The sequence below is a fragment of the Peribacillus frigoritolerans genome, from assembly GCF_001636405.1.
In the GTDB taxonomy this organism is placed as follows: domain Bacteria; phylum Bacillota; class Bacilli; order Bacillales; family DSM-1321; genus Peribacillus; species Peribacillus frigoritolerans.
Map to the genome: position 1 here is coordinate 2651123 of NZ_KV440950.1, position 17956 is coordinate 2669078.

The following is a 17956-nucleotide window of genomic DNA, read 5'->3' on the forward strand; positions in this document are numbered from 1 at the left end:
ATTTATTATATATCTTATATATATCATATATTTGGGGAAAATTAGAAGAAAGAAATTGGGGATGGATAAAACGGAATGAAAAAAATTATGAGAAAAATTTGGGGGTTTACAAAATGACCATCAATGATTCTAAGGTATTAGACCACTGGAAAGCTTTTTCGGGTCCAAACCTTGGGTATGTCATGGAGCAATACGATTTATTTCTAGCCAACCCGGAAGAAGTGGATCCGGAACTGAAAAACTTTTTTGAAGTAGCAGGTCCTCCTTCATTCGATGTATCGGCAGAAACAACGACTGTAAGTGCATCAACTGTACAAACTGGAGAAGTTCTTCCAATGAAGAAAATTATGTCTGCAGTGAAGTTAGCTGAAAATATCCGTGCATACGGGCATCTTGCTGCAAATATTTATCCTTTAAAAGAAGAAGCTCTGGACACTGAACAAATTCACTTTGAAAAATATGGCTTGACTGCAGATGATTTAAGGAAAATACCGGCTGACTTTATTTGTCCGGAATCACCTGAAGACGTGAAAGACGGATACGAAGCCGTACAATACCTAAAACAACTCTATACAAAAACGATAGCCTTTGAATTTCATCATGTTAATGACTTGGATGAAAAGCAATGGCTTACTGATATGGTCGAATCTGGAAACATGTTCCCGGAAGTGGGAAAAGAGAAAAGAGAACTATTACTTAAACGATTGAATGAAGTTGAAGGTTTCGAGAAATTCCTTCACCGCACATATGTAGGGCAAAAACGTTTCTCAATTGAAGGACTGGATGCTATGGTTCCGATTTTAGATGAAATGATTTCACAAACTGTCCAAAACGGAACGGGTAATGTGAATATTGCCATGGCTCACCGTGGACGCTTGAATGTGCTTGCACATGTATTAGGAAAGCCTTATGAGGTCATTTTCTCTGAATTCCAACATTCACCGAATAAAGATTTGGTTCCTTCCGAAGGTTCGACAGGCATTAACAATGGATGGACAGGTGATGTTAAATACCATTTAGGTCTGGATAAACAGATTACTAAAGCTAATATACAAAAAGCAAGGATTACACTTGCAAATAACCCAAGTCACTTGGAAGTAGTCGGTCCAATCGTGGAAGGGTATTCTCGTGCGGCTCAAGAAGACCGTACAGAAAAAGGATTCCCGGTGCAAGACATTTCCAAATCTCTTGCAATCCTGATTCATGGTGATGCTGCATTCCCAGGTGAAGGAATTGTACCTGAAACGTTTAACTTAAGCCGTTTACGCGGTTATCAAGTTGGCGGCGCAATCCATATCATCGCCAATAACATGATCGGTTTTACAACGGAAAGTGAAGATTCACGTTCAACCTTATATGCTAGTGATTTGGCAAAAGGCTTTGAAGTGCCGATCGTGCATGTAAATGCAGATGATCCAGAAGCATGTATGGCTGCTGTGAACCTTGCTAACCTATATCGTGAAAAATACAACAAGGATTTCTTGATCGACCTGATCGGTTACAGACGTTTCGGCCATAACGAAATGGATGAGCCATTGGTGACTCAACCTGAAATGTATGCATTAATCCATAAGCATCCAACCGTAAAAGAGCTTTATGGGAAAAAACTTATTGAATCAGGCGAGTTCACTGAAGCTGAAGTTAAAGCGATTGCTGAGCAAGTGGATACAAGGCTTGCAGATGCATATGCGAAAATTTCCGGAAATAAACCGGAAGCTTCCAAAGAGTGTAATCCTCCTGGGATTATTGAAAAAGGACTTCCAGCCATTGAAACGGCAGTTCCGAAACAAGAACTTGTTACAATTAACGAAGAGCTTGTTAAGTGGCCGGAAGGATTCACCCCTAATAAAAAATTAGGAAAGATCTTATCACGTCGCTTGGATTCCTTTGGTCCTGACGGAAAAATCGATTGGGCACATGCCGAGACATTGGCTTTTGCATCGATTTTAAGTGACGGCACGCCAATCCGTTTGACTGGACAAGATTCAGAGCGTGGAACATTCGCACAACGTAATATCATGTTACATGATAGTGTTAATGGAAAAACATATTCACCACTTCACACACTTGAAACTGCAAAAGCTTCATTCGCTGTTCATAACAGCCCGCTTACGGAAACGGCAGTTCTGGCTTATGAATATGGTTATAATGTTTTTGCACCTGAGACACTTGTATTATGGGAAGGCCAATTCGGTGACTTCGCTAATACAGCACAAGTAATCTTTGACCAATTCATCGCTGCTGGCCGTGCAAAATGGGGTCAAAAATCAGGTCTTGTCATGCTGCTTCCACACGGTTATGAAGGACAAGGGCCAGAGCACTCAAGTGCACGATTGGAACGCTTCCTTCAATTAGCAGCTGAAAACAACTGGACAGTTGCTAACTTAAGTTCGGCAGCTCAATACTTCCATATCCTTAGAAGACAAGCTAAGATTTTGGATCAAGAACAAGTACGTCCGCTTGTCATCATGACACCGAAGAGTATGCTTCGTAATCAGGTGATGGCTTCTACAACAGAAGAATTCAGTGAAGGCGCGTTTGAATCATTCGTAGAAACCAAAGCTTTGGGCAAAAAACCTAAATCGGTTGAACGCATTGTTTTTGCAACAGGTAAATTGGCGGTTGAACTTCGTGAAAAAGCGGCAACTGAAAAAAATACAGATTGGTTGCAAATCATCAGTATCGAAGAAATTTATCCATTCCCATTCACTGGAGTTCAAGAAGCCCTGAAAAAATATACAAATCTTAAAGAAATCTTCTGGGCTCAAGAAGAACCTAAAAACATGGGTGCTTGGACATTTGTTGAACCTCGCCTAAATGCAGCGGCTCCTGGCAATCTTTCAGTAACATATATAGGAAGGAAGCGCAGATCAAGCCCGGCTGAGGGAGATCCACTTGTCCATAAAAATGAACAACAACGGATTATGACTCAAGCAATTACACGCAATAATGAGGGGGAGAAATAAAATGGCTGAAGTAAAAGTACCTGAATTAGCAGAATCAATTTCTGAAGGATCTATTGCGCAATGGTTAAAACAACCCGGTGATCACGTTGAAAAGGGAGAATATGTCCTTGAACTTGAAACGGATAAAGTGAACGTTGAAATCATTTCAGATTATACTGGTACACTTTCTGAACATTTAGCAGAAGAAGGCGATACTGTCCAAGTCGGACAGGCTATCGCCATCGTTGATGAAAATGGATCAGCTGCAGCAGCTCCAAAAGCGGAAGCTCCTAAGGTTGAAGAAGCTAAAGCAGAACCAGTTAAGGCTGAACAAGCGGCTCCTGCTAAAGAGGCTCCTAAATCAGAAGCGAAAGAATCATCATCCACTCAACAAGTTATTGCATCACCAGCTGCAAGGAAATTGGCTCGTGAAAAAGGAATTGACTTGACTCAAGTGCCTGTAGCAGATCCACTAGGTCGTGTACGTGTACAAGACGTAGAAGCAGCAAGTAATGCACCTGCAGCTCCTGCAGCACCTGCGGCAGCTCCAAAACAAGCTCCTGCAGCTAAACAAGCAGCAGCTCCTGTTGAAGTGAATGATGACCGCATTGAAGTGGTTAAGATGACACGCCGTCGTCAAACCATTGCCAAACGTCTGGTTCAAGTACAATCAGAAGCAGCCATGCTTACAACTTTTAACGAAGTCGATCTTTCTGCAGTCATGGAATTGCGTAACCGCCATAAGGATTCTTTCGTGAAAACAAATGATGTTAAACTTGGTTTCATGTCATTCTTCACTAAAGCGGTCATTGGCGCATTGAAAAAATATCCGTTATTGAATGCTGAAATCCAAGGCGACCATATCCTGAAAAAGAACTTTTATGATATCGGTGTAGCAGTATCCACTGATGAAGGTCTTGTCGTTCCGGTTGTAAGGGATGCTGACCGCAAAAGCTTTGCTGAAATCGAGAAGAACATTTCGGATTTAGCTGTTAAAGCGCGTAACAACAAACTGGGACTTTCGGATTTATCAGGTGGTACTTTTACCATCACTAACGGAGGGACTTTCGGTTCCCTATTATCAACACCAATCTTGAATGCCCCTCAAGTTGGGATCTTGGGCATGCATACAATCAAGACTCGTCCAATCGCTGTTGGAGACCAAATCGAAAACAGACCAATGATGTACCTTGCATTATCTTATGATCACCGTATCGTAGACGGAAAAGAAGCTGTTGGTTTCTTGGTGGCCATCAAAGATATGCTTGAAGATCCAGAACAACTTTTACTTCAAGGCTAATAAAATAATACTACCCCCCTGTCATCTTGACATGGGGGTTTTTTTTGTTGAACAAGAAAGGATATTTTCATAGAAAAAAAGATAACTAATAAAAATGAATGTTTTTGAATGTATTTTTGGATGAATTTGATTATTTTTAAACGTTTATGATTGATTATTCCTTCGTTTTCATATATGATGATGATATTAAAGTGAGGTGGGCGAATTGTTGACAACTGAAAGGCACCAGTTCATCTTATCGATCCTTAAAGAACAAGGGACGGTAAAGCTGCAGGAGCTTGTAGATCAGTTACAAGCCTCGGAGTCGACCATTCGGAGAGATTTAGTGCAACTCGAAGAAATGAAGCTCTTGAAACGCGTGCATGGCGGGGCCTCTTTACTGCAAAGGAAAGGCCTTGAGCCAACAACTATGGAAAAGCAATACAAAGCAAGAGCTGAAAAACAACTTATAGCAAAGCTGGCGGCTTCTTTCATAGAGAAAAATGATTGTATATATCTTGATGCAGGCACGACAACTGCCGAAATGATTCCTTATTTAAAAGATAAAAATATAACGGTGCTGACAAATGGTCTTATGCATATTCCAAAACTCATCGAATTGGAAATCAAAACAGTGTTAGTTGGCGGAACGATAAAGTTTTCGACAAATGCAATTATAGGAAGTAATGCTGTACAGTTTTTGAATGAATACCGTTTTGATAAATGTTTCTTGGGAATGAACGGCATCCATCAAGAATTGGGTTTCACAACACCCGACCCTGAGGAAGCCCTGCTGAAGAAGATGGCATTACGTCTCTCTAACGAGACCTACGTGCTTGCTGACAGTTCAAAACTTAATGAAGCTACTTTCGCCAAGGTGGCAGATGTAAGCGATGCCATTATCCTTACTGACAGCAATGATAAAGAGGCTGTTGCTCACCTTCAAAAAAATCCAAAGGTAAAGGTCGTGACCATTTAATGATTTATACAGTGACACTTAATCCATCCATCGATTACCTGGTCGAAGTGGAGAGCTTTCAAATGGGCAAGGTGAATCGAACCAGTTATGATGCAAAATTTCCTGGAGGGAAAGGGATCAATGTTTCCCGTGTGCTAAAAAGGCTGGGAAATAGTACAACAGCGTTAGGATTCATCGGTGGACAAACAGGTGAATTTGTAAAAAGGTTTTTAAGACAGGAAGAGATTTTCACGGACTTTACAGAAATAGCTGGAGATACAAGAATTAACATTAAATTGAAAACAGGGCTTGAGACCGAAATAAATAGCCAAGGGCCAGTCATTTCAAAAGGGAATTATCAACAATTATTTAGTCAGATTGAACAGTTGAACAATAATGATATCCTCATTTTGTCAGGAAGCATCCCTCCAAGCGTTCCTTCGGATGTATACGAAGCCATGGCAAGGTCTTGTACCCTTAATGGCATTAAAGTGGTGGTGGATACGAGTGGCAAGGAATTGCTGAATGTCCTTCCACACCGGCCATTTTTAATAAAGCCCAATCATCATGAACTGGGTGAGCTTTTTTCCACCGAAATAAGTACCATTGATGATGCTAGGGAATATGGCGCTAAATTGGTTGAAGCAGGAGCACAAAACGTTATTGTCTCAATGGCGGGACAGGGTGCCGTGCTTTGCTCGGGTGGAGAATCATATTCAGCAAATGTTCCAAAAGGGAACGTCATCAACTCAGTGGGTGCCGGTGATTCCATGGTCGCAGGTTTCATCGGGACATATGAAAGGACAGGGGATATTCTATCCGCTTTTCGCTTCAGTCTTGCTGCAGGAAGTGCTACAGCCTTTTCATCCGATCTCGGTACATTGGATAAAATTGAAGAGTTATTACCGCAAATTGCTATCAATCAACTAACAGGAGGCTGACTCTATGAAAATTACAGACTTGTTAAAATTGGATACAATCATAATCAATCTGCAAAGTATTACAAAGCAAGCAGTCATTGATGAACTATCAGGAAAGTTAGCCGAGGCAGACAGGTTAAATGATGTGGATGGTTTCAAAGCTGCCATCTTAAAACGTGAAGAGCAAAGCACAACCGGGATTGGTGAAGGGATAGCCATACCGCATGCAAAAACAAATGCTGTAAAGATACCTGCCATCTGTTTCGGGAAATCGGTCAGTGGTGTAGATTATGAATCGCTTGATGGACAGCCGGCCCATTTGTTCTTTATGATTGCAGCCAGTGAAGGAGCGAATGCAGATCACTTGGAAACTCTTTCCCGGCTTTCTTCGTTACTGATGGATGATAAATTCAGGGCCCGATTGATTTCTGCTTCTTCTGGTGAGGAAGTGTTGGAGGTAATCAATCAAAAAGAAATGGAAGCTTACGAAGAAGAAAGTGAAGAGCAGCAATCGAGTAATGGCGCCAGCGGTAACGATAAAGGAGGTAAAATCCTTGCCGTTACAGCTTGTCCAACAGGAATTGCCCATACTTATATGGCTGCCGATGCGTTAAAGGCCAAAGCGAAGGAAATGGGAATCGATTTCAAAGTGGAAACAAATGGTTCCACAGGAATCAAAAATGGTTTAACCGCCGCAGAAATTGATGAGGCGGATGCCATTATCGTTGCGGCTGATAAGCAGGTGGAAATGGACCGTTTTAATGGGAAACATGTCATTATTGTCCCTGTTGCCCATGGGATCCGGAAGACCGAAGAACTGTTAACCAGAGCCGTGAATCAGGATGCACCTGTTTACAAAGGAACTGGAAAGGATAAAAATGATGAAGGTGATTCAGCTAAAGGAGGATTGGGGATTTACAAGCACTTAATGAATGGCGTAAGTAATATGCTTCCATTTGTCGTCGGGGGCGGAATCTTGATTGCGCTTTCTTTCTTTTTTGGAATCGAGGCAGCCGATCCGGCAAATCCGGATTATAATCCCATTGCCAAAGCATTAAGTGATATTGGCGGGGGAAATGGAGCCTTCTTCTTACTTGTCCCAATACTCGCAGGATTCATTGCTTCAAGTATAGCCGACCGTCCAGGTTTTGCCCCTGGTATGGTAGGGGGATTATTGGCAGCACAGGCTAATGCCGGTTTTCTTGGCGGACTGATCGCCGGTTTCCTTGCAGGTTATGTCGTCTTACTATTAAGAAAATTGTTTTCCAAGTTACCGCAAACACTTGATGGCATTAAACCGGTTTTACTCTATCCTGTATTCGGGATGTTAATTACAGGGTTTATCATGATATTTCTCGTAAATGAACCAGTAACTGCAATTAACACGGGCCTGACCAATTGGCTGCAGGGCTTATCCGGCACGAACGCAATATTCCTCGGCTTGATTCTTGGGGGCATGATGGCTGTGGATATGGGTGGCCCCTTAAATAAAGCGGCATTCACTTTTGGGATTGCAGCCATTGAAGCATCAAGTTTCGGACCCCATGCTGCAGTTATGGCTGGTGGAATGGTTCCTCCTCTTGGAATCGCACTTGCAACTACATTCTTTAAAAGTAAATTCAGTGAAATGGAAAGGAAATCCGGCTTCACTAATTACTTCATGGGTGCTTCGTTCATTACAGAGGGAGCCATTCCTTTTGCGGCAGCGGATCCATTGCGGGTTATTGTCAGCAGTGTTATTGGGTCAGCGACGGCAGGAGCGCTTTCAATGGCTTTTAGTGTAACATTGCCAGCGCCGCATGGGGGTATATTCGTCATCCCCCTTGTCAACCATCCTTTCCGCTATTTGCTGGCGATTTTAATAGGAGCCCTCATTACCGCTTTAATATTGGGAATCTGGAAAAAGAAACAAAAATAAATATACGACAAAAGCGGGTCCGAGATAAATGGACCCGCTTTTTATTATTTCCATTCCAATATTTCGATCCGGTTGCCGAAGGGATCGGATAAATATATACGGTTCGCACCGGGAAACCTCCCATCTTCTGTAAAATAAATATGCTTAGTCATTAAATGTTGTTTAAATTCGTTGAGGTTTTCAACTTCAAGTGCTGGATGCGCTTTTCTTGCGGGAATGAAATGATCCTCCGTTCCGACATGAATCTTGATCGATCCCGATTCGAACCATAACCCGCCATTGGAACTTAATGACAGAGGCTTTTTCACTTCCCGGAACATTAGTATCTCAGTGAAAAACTTCCTTGATTGGTCCTCGGTATTTTTAGGAGATGCTAATTGGTAATGGTCGATTGACTTAAAAATGAAGTTCATCTTACAACTCCTCCTAATTCCTTATATATCCAATTTTAAAATAAAAAGATCAATAAGGATAGATTATTTTTTTAATTGACATCGATAAGATTTTCTTATGTTTTAGTCGTGAATGGTTTAAGAAAGCATGAATTTTTATGTTTAAGGGTAAAGGAGTATTAAAATGAATAAAAGGAGTGAATGTACATGCTGAAGAAAAATACCTTAAAAACGGCGAAAAGGGATGATATGATTGATGTTACGACAGAAGTACAGGCATTCATCAAGGAAAAGGGGATTCAAGAGGGGGTAGCTCTTATATATTGTCCACATACGACTGCAGGGATCACGATCAATGAAAATGCTGACCCCGATGTCAAAAAGGATATATTAAGAAGACTGGATGAGCAATACTCATGGAATCATACATTGGATTTACATATGGAAGGAAACACGGCTGCCCACTTGAAATCAAGTACGGTTGGTTCTTCACAACAGGTGATCATCCATAAAGGGAGCTTAGTCCTTGGTACTTGGCAGGGTGTGTATTTTTGTGAATTCGATGGTCCCAGAGAAAGGCAATATTTTATTAAATTATGTGTCGACCTGTAAAATGGAAGGTACAGCATGGATGAAGTGGGAGGAAGCCGATTGGACGATGTTCGGATTGAAGGTAGCAAAGTCATATTGAGGAATGTAAAACAAGTCGATTTAAAACGTTTATGGAGCCTGAAATATGGCGAAGCCGATCCAGAATGGAAAAAGTGGGATGCACCTTATCTCCCTCTTGAACTCATTGATTTCCATACGTTTATCGATAAAGAAACGCAGCATAAAACCTATGATGAAAAAATCGGGGCTTACTCCGAGCTATTAATGGAAAAAGACGATCAAATTATAGGATCTGTTGTGTATTACTGGGAACATGAACCTTCACGCTGGCTTGAAATCGGAATTACTATTTTTGATCCCCAGTATTGGAATGGCGGTCATGGGACAGAAGCATTAATGATGTTCAGTGGGTATTTATTCGAAAACCTGGAGATTGAGCGGGTTGGACTTACAACTTGGTCAGGTAATGAACGTATGATCGCAGTTGGGAAAAAGGTAGGAATGCAAGTAGAGGGAAGAATGAGAAAATGCCGCTATCATGATGGTTATTATTATGATTCAATCAGAATGGGAATGCTGCGGGAAGAGTGGGAATCATTAAAATTTCAAAGGTAAATTGAAACGTGAAAATATTTCCTGCATTTCCTTGGAAAAAATTTAGCACTGTTTTCTCTCATATGGTCTGTTATCCTAGGAAGGTGCTTAACGAGGAGGTAACAGGATGAAATTATCAGTATTAATATCCGTGATAATGACTCTAAGTGTCATCGTACTTGGTATAGCTTTTCCTAAGGGAACGACAAGTAAAGCTTCTGATGGGGCAACTAAACATGTCATTAAACAAGGTGAATCGATTTGGGATATTGCAAAGCAGCACGGTGTTCCGATCGGTAAGTTAAAAGAAGTCAATCATAACGTAAATAATGTTGCCGAACCTGGTAAAACATTGATTATTCCGCATGTAATGAATGATAAAGATAAAGAATTATTAGCAAGGCTTGTGCATGCAGAAGCCAAAGGGGAACCATACAGAGGAAAGGTCGAGGTGGCGGGAGTTGTTTTGAATCGCCTTGATAGCAATGAATTCCCTGATACGGTCCGGGAAGTGATTTATCAAAAAAACCAATTCTCGCCTGTTGGTGATGGCAGTATTAACAAACCGGCAGGAAATGATGCCAAGAGAGCTGTCAATGAAGCATTGGCTATTCATGGCTACACAAATGATGCCTTGTATTTTTGGAATCCTAGTATTTCGGACAGCGAATGGATGAAACAATTAGAAGTAATAAAAATTATCGGCGGACACCATTTTGCCATCTAAACTGCATCTCAAGAACCGGCTTTCCAAATGGGGAGCCGGTTCTTTTATTTTAGAATGGTTTAACCGATATCAGCCCACATTTCGGGGGGATTCAGTTCATAAATGCTGTTTTCGCGGTACATGATGCTTCCGATAATGAGTTCACGTCTTATCGTTGCGTAATCATCATGGAAAGACTGGATGAATTCATTCAGTTCTTTTTCTGGATATTTACGTCCCTTTTCCAGAAGGCTTCCAATATGATGAAGTACGATCATTTTCTTTTTTCTCTGTGCTGGTATGGTTTTTAGGCGACCATCTGGCGTAAAAAAGTTTTCAAGGATTTTTTTATGTTCTAAAATCAGCTTTTGATTATCCATTTTATTGGAGTCCCCCTTAGTTGAAACCATTTTAGGCAATGCTGACGAATAATGCTTCAGGACATCTTCATTCAAAAAATAATAGACCGTATTTTTTTCCCTCCGATCCTTCACTAAATTAATGTCTTTCAATTTCGTTAAATGGTGTGAGATGGTCGGAGCCGTCAATTTTAGTAAACCTGCAAGTGCCTGGCCGTGTTTTGGACCGTTTGCCAGGATGGATATTATCCTGATCCTTGTCACATCACCAATCGTCTTGTGGAAAGCGACCAATTTTTCTAATTGCACTTTATCCCCCCCTTATCATTAGATTAACATCTAATTAGATAATAATCTAATTAGTGGCAGTTAATCAAGTTACTATTCACTTTTCTATATTGCTTGGAAGATCTGATGTATACTTTAGGGGAATACCAAAAAAAATTAATCCGGAATTAAGGAGCTGTAACATGGCCAATACTCATGTTTATACAAGAAAAGAAGAAGTGGTCAATGCGATAACCCACGGTGTCGGCGTTTTGTTGAGCATTGCCGCACTTGTGTTTTTAATCATATTCTCAGCCCAAACAGGATCGCCTTGGAATGTAGTCATTTCGGTCATATATGGTGTTTCCATGCTTCTTTTATACGTTTCTTCCACTTTAGTGCATAGTTTTCCAGAAGGTAAAACAAAGGATATTTTTGAAATCTTTGATCACTCAGCCATATATATATTCATTGCAGGAACATACACGCCCATCATGCTTCTTGTGATCAAAGGGTCACTGGGCTGGACCCTGCTAGGTATCATTTGGGGAGTTGCAATCATTGGCGTCGTCTTCAAAGCTTTCTATGTGAAGAAATTCCTCTTTCTTTCGACGATTCTTTATATTGCCATGGGGTGGATGATCGTTATCGTTTGGGGACCCCTTACAGCTACGATGCCTGCAGCGGGTATCCAGCTACTGACTGCAGGGGGATTGCTTTATACGTTTGGAGCCATCTTTTATGTTTGGCGCGGTTTTCCGTTCCATCACGCGGTTTGGCATGTATTCGTGCTTGGGGGAACTGCCACACACTTTTTTGCGGTATTGTTTTATATCCTTCCACAATGATCCCTTGATCGATTTGATGTATTTGAGAGAGTGGTTGAGGTTTTAAATGACCCCGATCAGGAAATAATTAAGGTATACAAACTAAAGGAGGAAAAAACTAATGGGAAGATCAATCAAAATATTATCAGTGCCGTTTGCCGCTATGCTTGTTTTAGCTGGATGCGGCGAAGAAAACGATGAAGTGAAAAACCCGCCGGTTCAGGAAAATGAAAATCAAGCGGAAAATAATCCTGAAACAGGTACGGATAATAATGAAAAACTGCCTTTCACATATAAGGATTTTCAATTAGAAGTGGATTATACCGGCAATGATAACGAATACGAAGCTGAATATGATACAATGGGAGCTCAAACAGAAGCTTCAATCGAGGACAAGCTTAACAAACACGAAGTTCACGGTGATGAAGCAATGAAAGAGTTGACCCCGATTCTAGAAAAATTGACATTCACTAAAGATTCAACAGATGAGGAAGTCATTCAAGAAGTGACAAAAGCTTTTAATTTGAAGGATGACTATCAAGAATTTGATTTAGAGGTCGTTTTCGAAGATGGTACGAAAAAAGAATATAAAGTGAATAATAAGTAACTAAAATAAGTTACTATACGTTACTATATTCTACATATTCATATGTGCCGACAATAGTTGTCAAATTACTGTTCCTATAGTAAAATGATTACGGTTAGCAAAGGGGATAATATACATTTGCTATTCATATTCGGACTTATGGGGATAGGACCGCAATAAACACTTGCAAAAAAGATTCTTTTTTAAGAGTCTTTTTTTTTGCAGTGATCTGGAAGTTGAATATATAAGAAAAGAGAGGATACCACAAGCGGTATCCTCTCTTTCATATACCCATCATTGGGAAATTGATGCATTTTTTTTAGGCAGCATATTAGCCGATGCTAACCTTGAACGGATCGTGATGCCAAGCCAAGATGCAAGGAATGCCTTTAAAACGCCTACAATTATAAATGGTGCAAAACCGCTGGCGAATGCCACTGGCCAAGATAATGAACTCATATATTTTAACCAAACCGTACCGATTACCAAAGTAATTATCATCCCGATTGTATTTGCAACAAAAGCCATTGCTACGGAGAAACGGGTTTTTTCCAATATCAGACCCGTTATATATACTGTCGGGATATAGGATAATAAATAACCGCCAGTCGGACCGAATATCTTTGCTAATCCCCCAGACATTTCAGCGAAAACCGGAACTCCCGCTGCCCCTATGAACAAGTATAACAAAACGGAAGAGGTTCCATAACGTGAACCCAGTATCGTTGCTGCCAGTCCAACAGCTAGAGTCTGTCCTGTAATCGGAACTAAGGGCAGTGGAATTGTAATTTGGGCAAGTATTCCTATAAGTGCTGCAAATAATGCTGTAACCATCATCATTCTTAATTTCTCATGACGCTCCTTCATCGTGTTTCCTCCTAATGTAAACCTGGTTATGTAACGAGTTAACATATAAAGAATTTTAATATGATAAGTAAACACTGTCAATGGTATTATGCATTTTATTTCAATAATGGTCTTAGAGAATACAGGGTTTTTCAAGGGTGAAATTCAAAACTTGGAAAATAAATGAAACTTTTTGAATGCATCAATCGTATGAATGGTAAGCGAAGTAAATGGAGGGGATTATAACCATAAGATTATTAATGTTGGTAAAACGCTTATCCTAGGCCATTAAAGTAGTATGCGGCTTGGAAAAATCGAATTTAAAGGATGAAAGAGATGGAGTTAGTTGGAGTTCCATTAGAAACAGTCTATTTATATGGATTAATTATATTCGGGGGGTTAACATTCTTATTTATCTTGTTTAATGATATATTTTCTGGCCTTGAATTACCGGATATATTTAATCCTACGCTCATTTTTTGCTTTTTGACCGTGTTTTTTGCGAGTGGTTTTTTACTTGAATCGCTTTCAGGACTTAATGCTGGATTATGTGCCGGCATTTCCCTCATCATTTCATTTACCATCGTCACTTTACTGAATGTATTTGTTTTGATTCCCATCTCATCAGCGGAAGAAAGTTTGACATTTCATGATAATGACCTGAGAGGAAGGGTCGGCAGGGTTCTCACATCAATCCCCGTTGACGGGTTTGGGGAAGTCCTGATAGAAAGTATCAGTGGAAGCATCGCCAAAACTGCGGCCAGCTATAAGAATGAAGGAATTGTTTCGGATACAAAGGTCTTGATCATCGAAGTTAAAAATGGGGTTATCTATGTTATGCCCCACCAGGATTAAAAAAGTGTAGGAGGTAAGGTATGTTTGATTTGATTTGGATAGTTGTCGCCATAGTTGCAGTTTTATTTATCGCACTTATTGCTGTCTTTGTTACGAAATATCGCACGGCTGGTCCTGATGAGGCATTGATCGTGACCGGAAGCTATTTAGGAAGTAAAAATGTTCACATTGACGAATCAGGAAATAAAATTAAAATCGTCCGCGGCGGGGGTGCTTTCGTTCTCCCGGTGTTCCAGCAAGCGGAACCACTAAGCTTATTGTCAAGCAAGCTTGAGGTCTCCACTCCCGAAGTATATACAGAACAGGGAGTTCCGGTCATGGCAGATGGTGTATCGATCATCAAGATTGGCGGTTCAATCACCGATATAGCCACAGCTGCTGAGCAATTCCTTGGTAAATCGAAAGATGACCGTGAACAGGAAGCGCGGGAAGTATTGGAAGGGCATCTTCGTTCCATCCTTGGTTCGATGACCGTCGAGGAAATTTATAAAAACCGTGAAAAGTTTTCCCAGGAAGTACAGAGGGTTGCCTCGCAGGACTTAGCTAAAATGGGACTCATTATCGTATCGTTCACGATTAAAGATGTTCGGGATAAAAATGGATATCTTGAGTCGCTCGGAAAGCCAAGGATTGCCCAGGTGAAGAGGGATGCCGATATAGCTACCGCCGATGCAGAGAAAGAAACGCGAATCAAGCGAGCCGAAGCTTCGAAGGAAGCGCAGCGTGCCGAACTTGAAAGGGCAACCGAAATAGCCGAAGCCGAAAAAATCAACAAGCTAAAGGTTGCTGAATTCCGGCGTGAACAGGATATTGCCAAGGCACGGGCTGACCAAGCTTACGATCTTGAAACGGCCAGATCTAAACAGGATGTAACCGAACAGGAAATGCAAATCAGGATCATCGAACGGCAGAAGCAAATTGAGCTGGAGGAAAAAGAAATCCTTCGCCGTGAAAAGCAATATGATTCAGAAGTGAAGAAAAAGGCCGATGCCGACCGTTATGCGGTAGAGCAGGCAGCCTCCGCCAACAAGATGAAACAGATTACAGAAGCGGATGCCGATAAGTATAAAATTGAAGCCATGGCAAAAGCGGAAGCGGAACGCGTTCGCATGGACGGTCTTGCTAAAGCGGACGCCCAAAGGGCACAAGGTACGACAGAAGCGGAAATCATCCGTTTAAAAGGGGTAGCAGAAGCAGAAGCCAAGCAGAAGATAGCTGAAGCATTTGAACAGTTCGGGCAAGCCGCCGTAATGGACATGATTTTGAAAATGCTGCCGGAATATGCAAAACAAGTGGCAAGCCCGCTTAGTAATATCGACAAGATCACTGTAGTGGACACAGGTGGTAGCGGTGCGAATGGCGGGGCTAATAAAGTGACTGGGTATGCAACGGATTTAATGGCATCCTTGCAGGAGTCATTAAAAGCATCTTCGGGAATTGATGTCAAAGACCTGCTTGAGAATTTCTCAGGAAAACGAAATTTACCATTCGCCACCATCAGCCAGGAGAATGTCGAAGCGAGCATGAATATGGCAGCAAGCAAGGAAGAGTAACGGTGAAGAATAAAATGAAGAAAGGTAAGAGCACAATTTGCTCTTACCTTTTTTGAATAGGAGAATATTTTATTTCCTATACAAAATGGACAAAAAGAAAGTTTAATTCTTATTATGATAGGGCTATTTATGAAGCACCTATAGTTAGTGGAAAAGTGAGATTTCACCCTAGTCAAAAGTCGGTTTCTGTTTGCGAAGAAATCATTGCAACTCATTCTAATGAAGGTGAAAGGGTCAACAGGACAAGCAGCTAAAAATCTAAAGCGGAACTTCATTGATTTCGAATTAGATAATTCCTATTTAAAAAAAGTTTCGAAAGCCTTGCATAATGAAACCGTAAGCTAAATAGGTTTTTGCTTTATACCTCCTGAAGACACGGGGTACCCATCTTATATTATGTTTGTATTTCTCATTTTTATCTTTGGTTCATTCACAGTTAGAACATGGCTATGTTACTTGCGACTTAGAAAGCGTTATGATTTAATTTGTAACCTAAAATTTCCAAAAACAGCCCGCACTTTAAAGTTTGTGCTGTTTTTGGATTTCTATCTATCTATTGATTGTTGAAATTATTCCTGTGAAGTAGTATTGGAGAGGTACACTGATAATATGGAATATTTACAGTGGGAATGATATTGGAGTTGGATAAGCATGTATGTTTTATTACATATTTCATATAGGATTTTCACTAGACTTAGAGCTTAGTAATGGTGAAAAAAGCACAAGGCGCTGGCCGATAAAAAGAAGAGAGCATCTGTAAACTACACAGATGCCCTCCTGATTTTCTCCAAGATCCATTATTAATCTCACAATGAAGTATTTAATCTACCGGACGGTCATCAAAATCATAGTCTACCGTACCAGGAGCTACACGTGCATTTGTTAATGCCGGAGTTTCCGGACGGGCAATTTGATACACACTAGCACCGACAATTTCAGCTGCTTGCTGCAATTTTTCTTTCGATATCTTATCCAGTGTATCAGTAGGCTGGTGATACCAAGGCTCTACAGGGGAATGGATAAACAAGGCGGATGGAATGCCAAGCTCATGGAATGGTTGGTGGTCACTCCTGCCCAGCTGTCCATAAGGAATCGCAACATCCATCGTTCTGGCCCCTGCTGAGGAACCCAGGTCCGTCACAAGGTTTTTCATTCCATCAATGGTATACATAATCAAACCACCTGCAGGATTATCCTCGCCAGCATCACGTCCGCCTATCATATCCATTTGGAAGTGAGCCACCATGCGGTCTACATCCTCTTTGGGAAGGGAATCAGCATAGAAGGATGATCCAACGAGCCCTCTTTCCTCAGATCCGAACGTGAGGAAGCGAATTTCAGTGTCAATTGGGGTTTTGGCCATGATCCTTGCCAGTTCCAGCACAGCTGATACACCAGAAGCATCATCGTTTGCACCAGGGCCGCCCGGGACAGAATCATGATGGGCTCCAACAGTCACGATTTGACCATTATCCTTATTGGCTTTTGGTTTTAGGGAAGCGATGACATTGTAGGATGTCTTTTCGATTCTTTCAGCTTTTCCCACTTCCAGAGTTGACGTGATTTGTTTAGTTTTAAGCTGTTCGACCAACTCTAACCCTTGGGCTTGGGTAATGGCTACAGCAGGTATATTTTGCCCCGCTGATACTTGTCCGAAATTATTTCCTGATGGTGAGTTGTTGTACATTAAAACGCCAACCGCTCCTTTATTTAGGACATTCTGAACCTTTTCAACAAAGGCAATGTCCCCACGTTCAACTAGTGCAATTTTCCCAGATACATTTTCTCCAACTTCCTCTGGCTTTGCTTTTCCAACATTAACAAGTTCGGCCGTTACCTTTCCGCTGATACTGCCGCTAAGGGCACGCGGTGTTCCTCCTAAATCACTGTCACCAATTTTCACTTTTACATTTTGCACCGTATCATAGATGGGAAAAGGCTGAACCTTTGTTTCGAAACCAAGACTCTTAAACTGACTTTCTATGTATTTGACTGCACGGAGCTCCCCTTCTGTACCAGCAGCTCTCGGTTGCTCTGATAGATAGGCAATCGTATTATACATATTGTCCGCACTAATTTTTTTGATAACTTTGTTATCAAAAGCTGTGTCAGACTGGGCATTTATTGCTCCGCTAGTTTGTGCAAATACTGTACCGGTTGATAGAACCATACCCGCAGCTAATAGTACTGTTAGTGATTTTCTATACATATAATCCCTCCTTATTCATAATCTTCCTAATTATGTATTTAACTGAATAGTTTGTAAATGAGTCATTAGTCTTTAAATTCCGAATATCAATCGGTTTCTGACACCCGCTCTCCCTTAAGATTATGCCGCA

16 protein-coding genes are annotated in these 17956 nt (G+C 41.1%); 12 read left to right on the plus strand and 4 right to left on the minus strand.

Annotation, left to right across the window (positions count from 1 at the left end; translation table 11 throughout):
* The first annotated feature begins 113 nt into the window (after positions 1-113).
* The 5 genes from A6755_RS12910 (at position 114) to A6755_RS12935 (ending at position 8020) form a co-directional block, all read left to right on the plus strand.
* On the plus strand, positions 114-2966 hold the full coding sequence (locus A6755_RS12910) for a 2-oxoglutarate dehydrogenase E1 component (RefSeq protein ID WP_053535338.1): 2853 nt from the start codon (positions 114-116) through the stop codon (positions 2964-2966).
* A 1-nt stretch (position 2967) separates the two neighbouring features.
* On the plus strand, positions 2968-4245 hold the full coding sequence (gene odhB / locus A6755_RS12915) for a 2-oxoglutarate dehydrogenase complex dihydrolipoyllysine-residue succinyltransferase (protein WP_063590870.1): 1278 nt from the start codon (positions 2968-2970) through the stop codon (positions 4243-4245).
* Positions 4246-4450: 205 nt separating this feature from the next.
* Positions 4451-5203 (plus strand): DeoR/GlpR family DNA-binding transcription regulator, encoded by a 753-nt coding sequence (locus A6755_RS12925; protein ID WP_063590871.1) that lies wholly within the window; start codon positions 4451-4453, stop codon positions 5201-5203.
* Complete coding sequence (pfkB, locus tag A6755_RS12930) at positions 5203-6123, plus strand: 1-phosphofructokinase (protein WP_034307414.1); 921 nt, start codon at positions 5203-5205, stop codon at positions 6121-6123. Before A6755_RS12925 ends, pfkB begins: the two co-directional genes overlap by 1 nt.
* A gap of 4 nt (positions 6124-6127) precedes the next feature.
* A complete protein-coding gene (locus tag A6755_RS12935; RefSeq protein WP_063590872.1) occupies positions 6128-8020 on the plus strand; it encodes a PTS fructose transporter subunit IIABC in 1893 nt (630 codons plus the stop codon).
* Positions 8021-8064: 44 nt separating this feature from the next.
* Here A6755_RS12935 and A6755_RS12940 read toward each other — a convergent pair whose 3' ends face one another.
* Complete coding sequence (locus A6755_RS12940) at positions 8065-8433, minus strand: VOC family protein (RefSeq protein ID WP_063590873.1); 369 nt, start codon at positions 8431-8433, stop codon at positions 8065-8067.
* A gap of 186 nt (positions 8434-8619) precedes the next feature.
* On the opposite strand from A6755_RS12940, the gene A6755_RS12945 reads away from it, so the two are divergent.
* From A6755_RS12945 to A6755_RS12955, 3 genes are all read left to right on the plus strand, one after another.
* Positions 8620-9024 (plus strand): secondary thiamine-phosphate synthase enzyme YjbQ, encoded by a 405-nt coding sequence (locus tag A6755_RS12945; protein WP_063590874.1) that lies wholly within the window; start codon positions 8620-8622, stop codon positions 9022-9024.
* Between the two features lie 39 nt (positions 9025-9063).
* The gene (locus tag A6755_RS12950; RefSeq protein WP_063592537.1) at positions 9064-9639 is read left to right on the plus strand and encodes a GNAT family N-acetyltransferase; all 576 of its coding nucleotides are present in this window, start codon (positions 9064-9066) and stop codon (positions 9637-9639) included.
* A 106-nt stretch (positions 9640-9745) separates the two neighbouring features.
* Entirely contained in the window at positions 9746-10345 is a 600-nt protein-coding gene (locus tag A6755_RS12955; protein ID WP_052137268.1) for a cell wall hydrolase, read from the plus strand.
* A gap of 59 nt (positions 10346-10404) precedes the next feature.
* Here A6755_RS12955 and A6755_RS12960 read toward each other — a convergent pair whose 3' ends face one another.
* Positions 10405-10992, minus strand: a complete 588-nt coding sequence (locus tag A6755_RS12960; RefSeq protein ID WP_063590875.1) for a DUF2087 domain-containing protein — start codon at positions 10990-10992, stop codon at positions 10405-10407.
* 161 nt (positions 10993-11153) lie between these two features.
* On the opposite strand from A6755_RS12960, the gene trhA reads away from it, so the two are divergent.
* Together trhA and A6755_RS12970 are read left to right on the plus strand one after the other, a co-directional pair.
* On the plus strand, positions 11154-11798 hold the full coding sequence (trhA, locus tag A6755_RS12965) for a PAQR family membrane homeostasis protein TrhA (protein WP_063590876.1): 645 nt from the start codon (positions 11154-11156) through the stop codon (positions 11796-11798).
* Between the two features lie 100 nt (positions 11799-11898).
* Positions 11899-12384 (plus strand): YusW family protein, encoded by a 486-nt coding sequence (locus tag A6755_RS12970; RefSeq protein ID WP_084737699.1) that lies wholly within the window; start codon positions 11899-11901, stop codon positions 12382-12384.
* Between the two features lie 273 nt (positions 12385-12657).
* Here A6755_RS12970 and A6755_RS12975 read toward each other — a convergent pair whose 3' ends face one another.
* Entirely contained in the window at positions 12658-13230 is a 573-nt protein-coding gene (locus A6755_RS12975) for a biotin transporter BioY (protein WP_063590877.1), read from the minus strand.
* A gap of 315 nt (positions 13231-13545) precedes the next feature.
* Between A6755_RS12975 and A6755_RS12980 the strand changes: the two genes are divergently transcribed.
* Complete coding sequence (locus A6755_RS12980) at positions 13546-14064, plus strand: NfeD family protein (RefSeq protein ID WP_063590878.1); 519 nt, start codon at positions 13546-13548, stop codon at positions 14062-14064.
* 20 nt (positions 14065-14084) lie between these two features.
* Complete coding sequence (gene floT / locus A6755_RS12985) at positions 14085-15617, plus strand: flotillin lipid rafts scaffold protein FloT (RefSeq protein WP_063590879.1); 1533 nt, start codon at positions 14085-14087, stop codon at positions 15615-15617.
* An 820-nt stretch (positions 15618-16437) separates the two neighbouring features.
* Here the strand turns inward: floT and A6755_RS27930 are convergent.
* Complete coding sequence (locus tag A6755_RS27930) at positions 16438-17826, minus strand: M28 family peptidase (RefSeq protein ID WP_063590880.1); 1389 nt, start codon at positions 17824-17826, stop codon at positions 16438-16440.
* Positions 17827-17956: the final 130 nt, after the last annotated feature.